The following is a 13,370-nucleotide window of genomic DNA, read 5'->3' as shown; positions in this document are numbered from 1 at the left end:
ATACGCTGGGCGACCGCCTTCACCCTTCGGGTAATGCGGCTCGATCAGGGCAACCAAGCCCTTCCACGGCACCACCTGATCCATCTCGATCAGGAACAACTCCTTGCGGGTCTGCTTGCGCTTACCGGCGTACTCGGCATCGGCGAAGGTCATCTGCTTCATCGGGAAACTCGGGCAACGGGATCGGCGTATTTCACCAGATTCGGGAAGTCTTCTTCAGAATTTCCCTAGTAATAGGGGACAGACCCTGAGTGATCCCCACAAATCTAGCCCAGTCCCTGCGCCTGTTGATGTACCTCCAGGCGCAGGCTCCGCTCCATTTCTAGGAAAAGGGGACCTAGGAAAAGGGGACAGATTTATTTTCTGGCTGATTGTTTAGTCAGCTAGGCTGAAATCTTCCAAGGATGGAGGGTCGTGTATGCCAAGGATGGGGCGTGTTGTGTTGCCGAATTATCCACACCATGTGGTACAGCGAGGGCACAATCGGCAGGTTGTCTTTGCGGCGGAAGACGATTACCGCCGTTATCTGGGGGATCTTCGAGAGCTCAAAGAGCTATTTGGCGTGAAGGTCTATGCCTACTGCCTGATGACCAACCATGTTCATCTATTGCTGGCCCCGGGAGACTCGGTCGCCGGGCTTGGGCAACTGATGAAGGCCCTGGCCGCAAGGGCTACACGCTACCGTAACCGCCTCGAAGGGCGTAGCGGGACGCTTTGGGAAAGCCGCTACAAGTCCAGTGTCGTGCAAACCGATAGCTACCTGCTGGCCTGCTCCCGCTATATCGAACTCAACCCAGTACGCGCCAGAATGACCGCAGAAGCAGGCGATTACCCTTGGTCGAGCTACCGCGAACGCACAGGTAAGGACGCTGGCAGCGATTGGCTGGATACCGACCCCTGCTTTCTAGCTCTGGGTTGTGATCAGTTGAAGCGGCGAGAACGTTACGAGCAGTTTGTTAAGCAGGCCGTGCCCTACGAGGAAATTCGCTTAATCCGCGAAGCGCTGCAACGTGGGCAATTAACTGGCAGCAATCGGTTCATTGATGAGATTGAACGGATTACGGGGCTGCGCATTGAGCAAAGAGGCCAAGGAAGACCGAGAATAGACGCAAGAAAATAAATCTGTCCCCTTTTAGCTGGCAAGCGCGCCATCCAGCAGGCAATGGAGTCGATGGCCGAGGAAGTCACCGGCAACAACTGGAAACCGGCCCAGGCGGCCTGATTCCGGCGCAATGCGACAGAGGCCACCTGCGGGTGGCCTCTGTCATTCTCGGCAAGGGATCCTGGCTGGCGAGTGCCACCCGCATAGAATCTGTGCCTCTGCCATATCCCCTCCTCCACCCAGAAGGCTCGCGCCCAACGGCATGGCGTTTTGCCATAGCCTGACTAGGCTTCAGCTAACTCGGGTGCTCGCGAGGGCGGTGCTCTTTGCCCGGCGTCGTTGCGGCGCCGAGGGAGGCGGAGATGGGGCGAGGTACGCTGTTGGCTGGGGGCTTATGGCTGTTGTGCGCGACCGCCGAGGCGGTGGTGTTCTCCGGCACGGACTCGGCCGGTAGCGGGTCGATCGACAATACCGGCGGCACGCTGATCTTCAATGATCAGAGCACGGCGGGCAGCACCAGCATCAACAACGATGTGGCCGGGCTGGTGCAGTTCAACGACCAGAGCACGGCGGGTCAGGCCAGCATCACCAACATCGACGACTCGGTGACCGAGTTCCACGATCAGAGCACGGCCGGCACAGCCAGCCTGGTCAACCAGCTGGACGGCAGCGTCGAGTTCCATGGCAACAGCAGCGCGGGCAACGCGAGCATAGTCAACGAGAACGGCGGCTCGACGCTGTTCTACGACAACAGCACGGCCGGCAACGCCCGCCTGGTGGCCAATGCCGGCGGCTTCGTGCAGTTCTTCGGCGCCGGGGCGGTGAGCGCCGGCTCCATCGCGGGGGCGGGAGACTTCTACCTGGGCACGGTGCTGCTCAGCGTGGGCAGCAACAACCTGTCCACCCTGATGGCGGGCACCCTCCACGGCGCGGGGGCGAGCGGGCTGGTGAAAGTCGGCACGGGCACGCTGAGCCTGAGCGGCGACAGCAGCGACTACTTCGATGGCAGCATCCGTGTCGAGGCTGGGCTGATCCGCTTTTCCAGTGCCGACAGCCTGGGCAGCAACCTGAGCCTGATCACCCTGGATGGCGGTGGCCTGCAGTGGGCGGCGGGCAATACGGATGACATTTCCGACCGACTGCAGGCGCTGGGCGCCGGCGGCGGCCGGCTGGACACCAATGGCAACGACGTGACCCTGGCGTCGGCGCTCAGCGGTGTCGGTGGGCTGACCAAGGCGGGCGGCGGCACCTTGCTGCTGAATGCCGTGAACGGCTACAGCGGCACCACCCGGCTGGAGAACGGCACGCTGCGCCAGGGCCTGGCGGGCGGCCTGGTGGGCGGCGGGGCCTATGTGATCGACGGCGGGGTGCTCGACCTGAATGGCTTCGACCTCACGATGGCATCGCTATCGGGCAGTGGTGGCAGCCTGAGCCTGGGCACGGCGCAACTGACCGTGAACCAGGCGAGCGACAGCAGCTTCGCCGGCGCCATCGGCGGCTCCGGCGGGCTGGTCAAGAGCGGCGGCGGTACGCTGACCCTCACCGGCAGCAGCGGCTACACCGGCGCCACCCTGGTCAACGGCGGCACCCTGCTGGTCAACGGCTCGCTGGTTTCGCCGGTACAGGTGGCCAGCGGCGGGACCCTGGGAGGTACCGGCAGCGTCGGCGTCGTGGTGGTGGATGGCGGAGGCATCCTGGCGCCGGGCAATTCCATCGGCACCCTGACGGTCAATGGCAACCTGGCCTTCAACGGCAATTCGGTCTATCAGGTGGAGGTGGACCCTGCCGGCAATAGCGACCGCATCGTGGTCACCGGCCAGGCCAGCCTGGCCGGGACGGTGCAGGTGCTGGCCGGACAGGGCAGCTATGCGCTGGGCACCACCTACAGCATCCTCAGCAGCGGTAGCCCCTTGCTCGGGCAGTTCGACGCGGTGACCAGCAACCTGGCCTTCCTCGACCCCAGCCTCAGCTACAGCAGCAATGAGGTGTTCCTGACCCTGCTGCGCAACGACGTCACCCTCGTCAGCCTGGCGCAAACGCCCAATCAGCGGGCCTTCGCCCAGGGCGCCAGCGGCCTGCCGGCGAGCAACGAAGTCGCCCGGACCCTGTTCAATCTCGCCTTCGAGCAGGTCCCGGCGACCTACGACCGGCTCTCCGGCGATGCCCATGCCAGCTTTTCCACGGCCCTGATACTGGATGACCTGGGTCTGCCCTGGGTGCCGCTGGAGCAGCTCGACGCCAACCTCAGCGATCCGCAACGCGCCCTGCCGTTCTGGGTGCAGGTCCAGACCGGTCACCAGCGCACCCGCGACGACGGCAACGCCGGGCTGGTGGTGGCGGACCAGGATGGCGTACTGATGGGTGGCGACTGGGCGCTGCCCGGCGGCTGGCGCATGGGCATGGCCTTCGGTTACGGCGACCAGCAGCTGGAGGTAGGCTCGCGCAGCGCCGACGGTGAGGCGGGCAGCTACCGTTCGGCGCTATACGCCGGCAACCAGATGCCAGTGCCCGGCGGCAAGCTGAAGGTCGCCCTGGGCGCGAGCTACAGCCGGCATCAGGTGGATGGCCGGCGCAGCCTGCAGCTGGCGGACGGCGCGCAGCGCCTGCTGAGCGGCTACGACGTCGGCATCGCCCAGGGTTTCGGCGAGCTGGCCTTGCGCCTGGGCGACGATCAGCAGAGCTACCTGGAGCCCTTTGCGCGGCTGGTCAGCCTCGATCAGCGGGCCGAGGGTTTTCGCGAGCGCGGCGGCAGTGCCGCGCTGAACGCCAGCAGCCAGGCCAACCAATTGCTCAGCTCGACCATCGGCAGTCGCGGCCAGCACAAGACCCAGCTGCTGGGGCGCGAGCTGGTGCTCAACGGCAGCCTGGCCCTGCGCCACCTGCAGGGCGACCTGCAGCCGCAGCTCGAACTGCGCCTGGATGAGGGCGAGCCGTACCGGGTGCTCGGCACCGAGCTGCCGGATAACAGCCTGCTGCTGGACCTGCGGGCCGAGTACGCCATCGCCCCGGGCATCGGCCTGGATCTGCGCTACCAGGGCATGAGCGGTTCGGGCAGCGAGAGCAATGCCCTGGCGGCGAGCCTGCGTTGGCGTTTCTAGATGCGCCCCTAGGCTAGCCGCGCGGCTCGGGACGCCTCGCCACCGCCCGCGCCATGCTCCGCCACATCGCTTACATACCTTGCCCACATGCCTGGCGCAGCCTCTCCGCCGTCTCGCGCAGCAGGTCGGCACTGCTCTCCCAACCGAGGCAGGCATCGGTGATCGACTGGCCATAGCGCAGGGGCTGTCGCAGCGGCTGGCAGCCGTCCAGCAGGTGGCTCTCCAGCATCACCCCGCGCAACGACAGGTCGCCGGCCAGGCGCTGCTCCAGCACCGCGCGCAGGACCTCGGGCTGACGCGCCGGGTCCTTGCCGCTGTTGGCGTGGCTGCAGTCGACCAGGATGCGTGCCGGCAGGCCCCGGCGCTGCAGGGCCTGGCGCGCGGCGGCGACCTCGGCGGCGGCATAGTTGGGGCCGTTGCGGCCGCCGCGCAGCACCAGATGGCCGTCCGGATTGCCGCGGCTAAGCAGCAGCGCCGGCCGCCCCTGCTGGTCCAGGCCGAAGTGGCGATGTGGCTGCGCCGCCGCCTGCAGGGCGTCGCAGGCGATCTCCAGGCCGCCGTCGGTGCCGTTCTTGAAGCCCACCGGAAGATCCAGGCCGCTGACCATCTCGCGGTGTACCTGGGATTCGCTGGTGCGCGCGCCGATCGCGGCCCAGCCCAGCAGGTCGTCGATATAGGCCGCCGCCATGGGCTGCAGCAGCTCGCTGGCCAGCGGCAGCCCCAGGCGCAGCAAATCCAGCAGCAGGCCGCGCGACAGGCGCAGGCCCTCGTCGGCGGCGCCGCTGCCATCCAGGTGCGGGTCGAACAGCAGGCCCTTCCAGCCCACGGTGGTGCGCGGTTTTTCCAGGTAGGCGCGCATCACCAGCAGCAGCTGGTCGCCGACTTCCTCCTGCAGGGCGGCCAGGCGCCGGCCGTAATCGAGGGCGCAGACGGGATCGTGCAGCGAGCAGGGGCCGGTCACCACCAGCAGGCGCGGGTCGTGACCATCGAGCACGGCGCGGATGGCGGCGCGCTGCTGATGCACGCGCTCTGCGAGCAGCGGATCGAGCGGCAGCTGCTGGCGCAGCTGGGCGGGCGTGGGCAGGGTTTCGGCGCGGGGTGTAACGCTGGCGACGAGGTTCAGGGGAGCATTCATGGTCGGCAGTCCTTGGCCGGCGGCGGTGCCGCGCGGCGCTAGCGAAGTGTTCGGCAGTCGGTTCGGTGCGGGTGGGCGAAGCGGCTAAATCGCCAGGCAGAGCTGCGGTAACGGTATGCGGTCATGTCGGTTTCCTCGGTGCAAAACAAAACCCCCGGTCGGGTGGCCGACCGGGGGTTCTGGGGAAACTCTCTGGTGGCGACCCGGGTGTGCGGGGCGCCTGTGGGGTATCAGGCGCGCCCGTGGCTAAACCAGTAACCATGGAAATACGCGCGCGCACCCGACGGCGCTGCGGCACGCGGGGCGGCGCAGACGAGGGCGAGGTGCGGGCGAAGGGTCATGGGGTCGCTGTCTCCTGAAAGCTGGCCTCAACGCTACCCGGCCACGCCGGGCAGCGCAAGCGCCGATTACACCACGCCCTGCTCGCGCAGGCGGGCGATGGCGGCGCTATCCAGGCCGAGCAGGCGCTGCAGCAGGGCATCCGAATGCTCGCCGAGCAGCGGCGGCGCCGAGCGGTACTCCACCGGCGTCTGCGACAGGCGCAGCGGGCTGGCCACCTGCGGCGTGCTGCTGCCCAGGCCGTTGGCCAGCTCCAGGCGCAGGCCGCGGGCCTGCACCTGGGGGTCGGCGAACACCTGAGCCAGATCGTTGATCGGCCCACAGGGCACGCCGGCCGCCTCCAGCAGGCGCACCCATTCGGCGGTGGTCTTGAACACCGTGGCCTGGCGGATCAGCGGGATCAGCTCGGCGCGATAGGTGACGCGCGCCTTGTTGGTGGAAAAACGCGGGTCGTCGGCCAAAGCCGTAAGGCCGGCGACCTCGCAAAACTTGCGGAACTGCCCGTCGTTGCCCACCGCGAGGATGAAGTCGCCGTCGGCGCTGGGGAAATCCTGGTAGGGCACGATGTTCGGGTGGGCGTTGCCCAGGCGCTTGGGTGAAGTGCCGGTGGCCAGGTAGTTCATCGCCTGGTTGGCCAGGCAGGCCACCTGCACGTCGAGCAGTGCCACGTCGATGTACTGGCCGGAACCGCTCTGTTCGCGAGCGTTCAGCGCGGCCAGCACGCCGATGGTGGCGTACAGGCCGGTGAGGATATCGGTGAGGGCGACGCCGACCTTCGTGGGGCCGGCACCGTCCTCGCCATCGGGCTTGCCGGTCAGGCTCATCAGCCCGCCGAGCCCCTGGATCATGAAGTCGTAGCCTGCCCGCTTGGCGTAGGGCCCGTTCTGCCCGAAGCCGGTGATGGAGCAGTAGATCAGGCGCGGGTTGAGCGCTTTCAGCGACTCGTAGTCGAGGCCGTAGGCCTTGAGGCCGCCGACCTTGAAGTTCTCCAGCACCACGTCGCATTGCGCCGCCAGCTCGCGCACCAGACGCTGACCCTCGGGCTGGGTGAAGTCCAGGGTCAGCGACTGCTTGTTGCGGTTGGCGCACTGGAAGTAGGCGGCCTCGCGGCTGTCGTTGCCCTCGGCGTCCTTGATATAGGGCGGGCCCCAGTGGCGGGTGTCGTCACCCGAGCCGGGACGCTCGACCTTGATCACCTCGGCGCCGAGATCGGCGAGGATCTGCCCGGCCCAGGGGCCGGCCAGCACGCGGGACAGGTCGAGGACGCGGATTTTCGACAGGGCGGACATAAGCGGAGCCTCAAGCTGCAAGCTTCAAGCGACAAGAGGTGCCGCCCTGGTTGACGGCAGAACGCCTGAAGCTTGGGGAATGTTCGGGGCGTAAGCCGCGAGCCGTGCCGCTTCTTCTTGCGGCTTGAAGCTTGCGGCTTGGCGCTGTCTTTAGAAGAACGCCTGCAGCCCGGTCTGCGCGCGGCCGAGGATCAGCGCGTGGACGTCGTGGGTGCCCTCGTAGGTGTTGACCACTTCGAGGTTGACCAGATGGCGGGCCACGCCGAACTCGTCGCTGATGCCGTTGCCGCCCATCATGTCGCGGGCCATGCGCGCGATATCCAGCGCCTTGCCGCAGCTGTTGCGCTTCATGATCGAGGTGATTTCCACCGCGGCGGTGCCTTCGTCCTTCATCCGCCCCAGGCGCAGGCAGCCCTGCAGGGCCAGGGTGATCTCGGTCTGCATATCGGCCAGCTTCTTCTGGATCAACTGGGTCTGCGCCAGCGGGCGGCCGAACTGGGTGCGGTCCAGGCAGTATTGGCGGGCGGTGTGCCAGCAGAACTCGGCGGCGCCCAAGGCGCCCCAGCTGATGCCGTAACGGGCGGAGTTGAGGCAGGTGAACGGGCCTTTCAGGCCGCGCACCTCGGGGAAGGCGTTCTCTTCCGGGCAGAACACGTTGTCCATGACGATCTCGCCGGTGATCGAGGCGCGCAGGCCGACCTTGCCATGGATCGCCGGGGCGGAGAGGCCTTCCCAGCCTTTTTCCAGGACGAAGCCGCGGATCTCACCGGCATCATCTTTCGCCCAGACCACAAATACATCGGCAATGGGGCTATTGGTGATCCACATCTTGCTGCCGGTCAAACGGTAGCCGCCGTCGACTTTCTTGGCGCGGGTGATCATCGAGCCCGGGTCGGAACCGTGGTTCGGCTCGGTCAGGCCGAAGCAGCCGATGTATTCGCCAGACGCGAGTTTCGGCAGGTACTTCTGCTTGGTCGCCTCATTGCCGAACTCGTAAATCGGCACCATCACCAGCGACGACTGCACGCTCATCATCGAGCGGTAGCCGGAGTCGACGCGCTCCACTTCGCGAGCGATCAGGCCGTAGCACACGTAGTTCAGGCCACTGCCGCCGTAGGCTTCGGGAATGGTGGCGCCGAGCAGGCCGGTCTCGCCCATCTCGCGGAAGATCGCCGGGTCGGTCTTTTCATGGCGGAAGGCCTCCAGCACGCGCGGGGCCAGCTTGTCGGCGGCGAACTGCTGGGCGCTGTCGCGCACCATGCGCTCTTCCTCGGTCAGCTGCTGGTCCAGCAGCAGCGGGTCGATCCAGTTGAAGCTTGCCTTGGCGGCCATGATTGATCCTCGAAACGTGGCAGTGAAGGGCCGGCACGGAACCGGGCAGTGGTGAAAGCCTAGGCCCCTGCACGGCGCGCGGCAAACGAGTATTTCGCACGCTGTTGTGCGAAATACTCACTCCGAGATAGTCTGAAATGACGTTTATTGCCGTTAAGAGTGAGGCGTTGGCATAAATGCGCCGCAAGATTCCCAGCACCGCCGCCCTGGTGGCCTTCGAGTCGGCCGCCCGCCACCAGAGCTTCACCAAGGCCGCCGAGGAGCTGGCGCTGACCCAGAGCGCGGTGTGCCGGCAGATCGCCGGGCTGGAGGAGTTCCTCGGCATCGAGCTGTTCCGCCGCTCGCGGCGTGGGGTGAAGCTGACCGAAGCGGGCCTGGCCTACAGCCGCAAGGTCGCCGCGCAGCTGGACGCGGTGGAGCGCGACACCCTCGCCGCGATGGGCCGCCAGGGCGCGCAGAGCCTGGAACTGGCGGTGGTGCCGACCTTCGCCACCCAGTGGCTGGTGCCGCGCCTCAAGGCGTTCCAGCAGCTGCACCCGGAAGTGACGGTGCACCTGACCAACCGCACCCGCCCCTTCCTGTTCGCCGACACCGCCTTCGATGCCGCCATCTACTTCGGCGACGGCGACTGGTCGGGTACCGAGGCGCACTACCTGATGCCGGAGGAGCCCGTGCCGGTGTGCAGCCCCGAGCTGCTGGCCGGACGCGCGGCCTTCGCCGCCGCCGAACTGGCCGAGCAGCCGCTGCTGCAACAGAGCACCCGGCCCTACGTCTGGCGCCAGTGGTTCGCCGCCCAGGGCCTGAGCGTGCCGCGCGACCTCAGCGGGCCGCGCTACGAGCTGTTCTCCATGCTGGCCCAGGCCGCCGCCCACGGCATGGGCGTGGCGCTGATCCCGCCGTTTCTGATCGAGCGCGAACTGACCGAGGGCCGCCTGGTGCGGGCCCATCCGGCGGCGCTGCTGAGCAGCGACAAGGCCTACCGCCTGATGATTCCCGAGCGCAAGGTCGAGTCCGCCGCCCTGCGCGCCTTCCGCGACTGGCTGCTGCAGGCGGCTCGCGAGTACCGGGCATGAAAAAGCCGGGCATGAGCCCTAATGCTGCTCACTTAGCGGAATCACGGCCACGGCCGGACTTTTCTTGGTTCAGGTCTGCGGCTGTCGTTCTCCCCCTGGGAGAGGGTCGGGGTGAGGGCCAGGCAACGAGTAGGCGATAGTCCCTCCCCCCAGGGAGAGGGGAGCGCGCGACATCCAGGTCATGGTATTGCGCAGAGCCTTTCGCCGCTGGCCAAGTCGGAAAAACGCCGCAGCTCTGTAAAGAAGTCGCGGCGTTTTCTTAAGTGAACAGCATTACGGGCATGAGCCCGGCTTTTTGCACAGCACAACGGATTATGGCGAACCGGCCACCTGGCCCAGGCCCATCCACTGGTCGGTCAGCGAGCGGGTATGACGATCCACTGTGGTCGGCGCGAAGGCACGGCCGGAGGTGCTGGCCAGGGTGTTGCTGCCGCTGTTCATGTCCATCAGCGCGGCGCGCAGGAACTTCCAGCGGGTCTTCAACCTGGCCACCGCGCCGTTGGCCTTGGTGTCCAGCTGGCCAAGCTCGGCGTCGATCTTCGGGACCAGCTGGCGCTCGTCCTGGCCGACATAGTTGTCGGGCTGCTCGCGGGCGATCTCGAAGCTGCCGATATAGGAACGGCTGAGATACTGCACGCCGAGATACTCGACTTTGGCCGGCAGCTCGCCCGCCGGATCGGCGTTCGGCACGGCACGGGCCACGGTCAGCAGTTCGCGCAGGGCCTTGGCCAGATCCTGGGGATATTCCCAGGGCATGTTGTCTTCGTTGGGGCCAAAGGAAACACCCAGGCGTAACTGGGTAACAAGCTTGGTGGTCAGCCCGGGGATCTCCGAACTGGCGCTCATGGCATTCTGGGCGGCGCCCTCCAGATCGGCGATATCCTGCTCCAGGCGGCGCTGGTGCTCATCCTGGAAGCCCTCGCCGCGCAGCAGCAGCAGGCTGCTGGTGGCCCGGCTGGCATACACCTGGACCTGTTCGGCGGCGGTCATGGCGGCGGCCTGGGCAATCGCGGAGAGGCTCGCCATGAGCCCGAGAAGCATATAAAAGCAAAATCGAATCAAAGGATTACGGTTCATCCCCGGTCGCTCCTTATTATTCTTGTCGGCGCGGATTGGTTATGGGCCCGCAGGCCACAGGCGCAGTGGAAACAGCCTACTGCGCTTGTGATAGCAAAGGATGAGCCAAAAGAGTGATTTGCATCGCAATTTTGGCGTCGTGGCGCCGGCGCGGCCGCACTTGTGCTAGCGGCCGCGCCGGCTCGATCAGACCCTGGGCATGAAGTAGATCGCCTCGCCGCGCGCCAGCCCGCTCAGGCTGGCGTGGTCCTTGCCGACTTCGGCCTCTATCGGCTCCTCCTGACTGGCGATCCGCAGGGTGACCCGGGTGATGGCGCCGAGCGGGCGGATATCGCGCACCTCGGCACGCTGATGCCCCGCCACGGCCAGGCGCGACAGCGACACCTCGTGCGGGCGGAACAGCAGCTGCCGGTCACCACCGAGCTGCAGGCGGTTGGCGTCGCCGAGGAAGTGGTAGACGAAGTCGCTGGCCGGCCGCTCGTAGACTTCGGCGGGCGAGCCGACCTGCTCGATCGCGCCCTTGTTCATCACCACGATGCGGTCGGCCACTTCCATGGCCTCTTCCTGGTCGTGGGTGACGAACACCGAGGTCAGGTTGATCTCCTCGTGCAGGCGCGCCAGCCAGCGACGCAGTTCCTTGCGCACCTTGGCATCCAACGCGCCGAACGGCTCGTCGAGCAGCAGCACCTTGGGCCGCACGGCCAGGGCACGGGCCAGGGCGATGCGCTGGCGCTGGCCGCCGGACAGCTGCTCCGGGTAGCGCTCGGCCAGCCAGTCGAGCTGTACCATGCCCAGCAGCTCGTGCACCCGCGCGGCGATCTCGCGCTCGCTCGGCCGCTCGCGCTTGGGCTTCATGCGCAGGCCGAAGGCGACGTTGTCGAACACCGTCATGTGGCGAAATAGCGCGTAGTGCTGGAAGACGAAGCCGACGTTGCGGTCGCGCACGTCGTGGTTGGACACGTCCTCGCCATGGAACTGGATGCTGCCGCTGTCCGGACTCTCCAGGCCGGCGATGATGCGCAGCAGGCTGGTCTTGCCGCAGCCGGAGGGGCCGAGCAGAGCCACCAGCTCGCCGCTGCGGATATCCAGGTTGATGTCGTCGAGGGCGCGGAAGGCGCCGAACTGCTTGCTGACATTACGCACTGCGATGCTCATGGGGTTACTCCTGATCAGCAGACTTGAGTCGGGACAGACGCGCCTCGCTCCACTGCTTGAGCAGCAGGATGACCAGGGCCAGGGCCAGCAGCAGGCTGGCCACGCTGAAGGCGGCGACGTGGTTGTATTCGTTGTAGAGAATCTCGACGTGCAGCGGCAGGGTGTTGGTGTAGCCACGGATATGTCCGGACACCACCGACACCGCGCCGAACTCGCCCATGGCCCGCGCGGCGCACAGCACCACGCCGTAGATCAGGCCCCACTTGATGTTGGGCAGGGTCACGTGCCAGAACATCTGCCAGCCACCCGCGCCGAGCAGGCGCGCGGCCTCCTCCTCCTGGCTGCCCTGCTCCTGCATCAGCGGGATCAGCTCGCGGGCGACGAAGGGCACGGTGACGAACACGGTGGCGAGGACGATGCCGGGCAGGGCGAAGATGATCTGGATATCGCGCTCCTGCAGCCAGCTCCCGAAGAAGCCCTGAGCGCCGAACAGCAGCACGTAGATCAGACCGGCGATCACCGGCGACACCGAGAACGGCAGGTCGATCAGGGTCACCAGCAGGCTCTTGCCGCGGAACTGGTGCTTGCTCACGCACCAGGCGGCGGCCACGCCGAACACCAGGTTGAGCGGCACGGCGATGGCCACTGCGAGCAGGGTCAGTCGCAGCGCGGACAACGCGTCCGGCTCCAGCAACGCGCCGAAGAAGGTGCCCAGGCCGAGCTTGAGCGCCTCGCTCAGCACCACCAGCAGCGGCAGCAGGAGAAACAGGGCGAACACCAGCCAGGCGCCGGCGATCAGCGCTCGGCGGCCGTTGGCGTTGCCGCGGCGGGCGGCGTTGACCTGGGCCGCGGCCGACAGGGTCAGGGAACTCATGTGGGCCTCCTCAGGGGCGCTCGATGCGGCGCTGCAGCAGGTTGATCAGCAGCAGCAGGGTGAAGGACACCAGCAGCATCAGCACGCCGATGGTGGTGGCGCCGTGGTAGTCGTACTGGTCGAGCTTGACCATGATCAGCAGCGGCAGGATCTCGGTCTTCATCGGCATGTTGCCGGCGATGAAGATCACCGAGCCGTACTCGCCGACGCCACGGGCGAAGGCCAGGGCGAAGCCGGTCAGCCAGGCCGGCAGCAGGGCCGGCAGCAGCACATGGCGGAACACCTGCAGCGGCTTGGCGCCCAGGCAGGCGGCGGCCTCCTCCACTTCACGCGGGATATCGGCCAGCACCGGCTGCAGGGTGCGCACGACGAAGGGCAGGGTGACGAAGGTCAGCGCCAGGGTGATGCCGATCGGGGTGTAGGCGATCTTCAGGCCCAGCGCCGTGGCGAACTGGCCGACCGAGCCGGCCGGTGCGTACAACGCGGTGAGGGCGATGCCGGCGACAGCCGTGGGCAGGGCGAACGGCAGGTCGATCATGGCGTCGATCAGCTTGCGCCCGGGAAACGGGTAGCGCACCAGCACCCAGGCCAGCAGGGTGCCGATCAGCCCATTGAGCACGGCGGCGGCCAGCGCGGTGGCGAAGCTCAGCTTCAGCGCGGCGAGCACCCGCGGCGCGCTGACGATGGCCCAGATCTGCTCCCAGCTGAGCTGGGCGGCGTGGATGAACAGGGCGCCCAGGGGAATCAGCACCAACAAGCTGAGGTACACCAGGGTGTAGCCCAGGGTCAGCCCGAAGCCGGGTATGACGGGGGAAATGCGGCGAGACATGGGACCTCGGCTTAGGCTGCAAGCGACAAGTCGATGCCACCCGCGACGAGCCCGCTTGCAGCTTGGG

The 13,370-nt window shown here is 66.9% G+C and carries 10 protein-coding genes and 1 pseudogene; 3 read left to right on the top strand and 8 right to left on the bottom strand.

Annotation, left to right across the window (positions count from 1 at the left end; translation table 11 throughout):
• Positions 1–162 (bottom strand): annotated as a pseudogene (locus AAFN46_RS13495) (IS5/IS1182 family transposase); the annotation flags it as partial.
• A 256-nt stretch (positions 163–418) separates the two neighbouring features.
• On the opposite strand from AAFN46_RS13495, the gene AAFN46_RS13490 reads away from it, so the two are divergent.
• Positions 419–1,120, top strand: coding sequence for a transposase (locus AAFN46_RS13490; protein WP_347809214.1), 702 nt, complete (start codon positions 419–421; stop codon positions 1,118–1,120).
• Positions 1,121–1,464: 344 nt separating this feature from the next.
• Positions 1,465–4,200 carry an autotransporter domain-containing protein gene (locus tag AAFN46_RS13485; protein WP_347809213.1) on the top strand — a complete coding sequence of 912 codons (2,736 nt, stop codon included), beginning with the start codon at positions 1,465–1,467 and terminating at the stop codon, positions 4,198–4,200.
• 70 nt (positions 4,201–4,270) lie between these two features.
• Here AAFN46_RS13485 and AAFN46_RS13480 read toward each other — a convergent pair whose 3' ends face one another.
• From AAFN46_RS13480 to AAFN46_RS13470, 3 genes are all read right to left on the bottom strand, one after another.
• A complete protein-coding gene (locus AAFN46_RS13480; protein WP_347809212.1) occupies positions 4,271–5,335 on the bottom strand; it encodes a 3-deoxy-7-phosphoheptulonate synthase in 1,065 nt (354 codons plus the stop codon).
• A gap of 407 nt (positions 5,336–5,742) precedes the next feature.
• Positions 5,743–6,963, bottom strand: coding sequence for a CaiB/BaiF CoA-transferase family protein (locus tag AAFN46_RS13475; protein ID WP_347809211.1), 1,221 nt, complete (start codon positions 6,961–6,963; stop codon positions 5,743–5,745).
• Positions 6,964–7,113: 150 nt separating this feature from the next.
• Positions 7,114–8,295, bottom strand: coding sequence for an acyl-CoA dehydrogenase (locus AAFN46_RS13470; protein ID WP_347809210.1), 1,182 nt, complete (start codon positions 8,293–8,295; stop codon positions 7,114–7,116).
• Positions 8,296–8,471: 176 nt separating this feature from the next.
• Here AAFN46_RS13470 and AAFN46_RS13465 point away from each other — a divergent pair, with 176 nt between their 5' ends.
• Positions 8,472–9,368 (top strand): LysR family transcriptional regulator, encoded by an 897-nt coding sequence (locus tag AAFN46_RS13465; RefSeq protein WP_347809209.1) that lies wholly within the window; start codon positions 8,472–8,474, stop codon positions 9,366–9,368.
• 312 nt (positions 9,369–9,680) lie between these two features.
• Here AAFN46_RS13465 and AAFN46_RS13460 read toward each other — a convergent pair whose 3' ends face one another.
• The 4 genes from AAFN46_RS13460 to cysT all read right to left on the bottom strand — a co-directional run bounded on the left by AAFN46_RS13460 (position 9,681) and on the right by cysT (position 13,303).
• Positions 9,681–10,445 carry a hypothetical protein gene (locus tag AAFN46_RS13460; RefSeq protein ID WP_347809208.1) on the bottom strand — a complete coding sequence of 255 codons (765 nt, stop codon included), beginning with the start codon at positions 10,443–10,445 and terminating at the stop codon, positions 9,681–9,683.
• Between the two features lie 186 nt (positions 10,446–10,631).
• Positions 10,632–11,600 (bottom strand): sulfate ABC transporter ATP-binding protein, encoded by a 969-nt coding sequence (locus AAFN46_RS13455; protein WP_347809207.1) that lies wholly within the window; start codon positions 11,598–11,600, stop codon positions 10,632–10,634.
• Between the two features lie 4 nt (positions 11,601–11,604).
• A complete protein-coding gene (cysW, locus tag AAFN46_RS13450) occupies positions 11,605–12,474 on the bottom strand; it encodes a sulfate ABC transporter permease subunit CysW (protein WP_347809206.1) in 870 nt (289 codons plus the stop codon).
• A gap of 10 nt (positions 12,475–12,484) precedes the next feature.
• Positions 12,485–13,303: a sulfate ABC transporter permease subunit CysT gene (gene cysT, locus AAFN46_RS13445; RefSeq protein ID WP_347809205.1), complete on the bottom strand. Its 819-nt coding sequence runs from the start codon at positions 13,301–13,303 to the stop codon at positions 12,485–12,487.
• Between the last annotated feature and the right edge of the window lie 67 nt (positions 13,304–13,370).

Origin of the sequence: Pseudomonas sp. CAU 1711, from assembly GCF_039888625.1 — a bacterium.
Classification (GTDB): domain Bacteria; phylum Pseudomonadota; class Gammaproteobacteria; order Pseudomonadales; family Pseudomonadaceae; genus Aquipseudomonas.
Note: the sequence above shows the minus strand (reverse complement) of the source record. Positions and strands in the feature narration are given on the sequence as shown.

Coding starts and splice junctions, on each gene's coding strand:
- AAFN46_RS13490 (WP_347809214.1), top strand. CDS start 419: ATGCCAAGGATGGGGCGTGTTGTGTTGCCGAATTATCCACACCATGTG.
- AAFN46_RS13485 (WP_347809213.1), top strand. CDS start 1,465: ATGGGGCGAGGTACGCTGTTGGCTGGGGGCTTATGGCTGTTGTGCGCG.
- AAFN46_RS13480 (WP_347809212.1), bottom strand. CDS start 5,335: ATGAATGCTCCCCTGAACCTCGTCGCCAGCGTTACACCCCGCGCCGAA.
- AAFN46_RS13475 (WP_347809211.1), bottom strand. CDS start 6,963: ATGTCCGCCCTGTCGAAAATCCGCGTCCTCGACCTGTCCCGCGTGCTG.
- AAFN46_RS13470 (WP_347809210.1), bottom strand. CDS start 8,295: ATGGCCGCCAAGGCAAGCTTCAACTGGATCGACCCGCTGCTGCTGGAC.
- AAFN46_RS13465 (WP_347809209.1), top strand. CDS start 8,472: ATGCGCCGCAAGATTCCCAGCACCGCCGCCCTGGTGGCCTTCGAGTCG.
- AAFN46_RS13460 (WP_347809208.1), bottom strand. CDS start 10,445: ATGAACCGTAATCCTTTGATTCGATTTTGCTTTTATATGCTTCTCGGG.
- AAFN46_RS13455 (WP_347809207.1), bottom strand. CDS start 11,600: ATGAGCATCGCAGTGCGTAATGTCAGCAAGCAGTTCGGCGCCTTCCGC.
- cysW (WP_347809206.1), bottom strand. CDS start 12,474: ATGAGTTCCCTGACCCTGTCGGCCGCGGCCCAGGTCAACGCCGCCCGC.
- cysT (WP_347809205.1), bottom strand. CDS start 13,303: ATGTCTCGCCGCATTTCCCCCGTCATACCCGGCTTCGGGCTGACCCTG.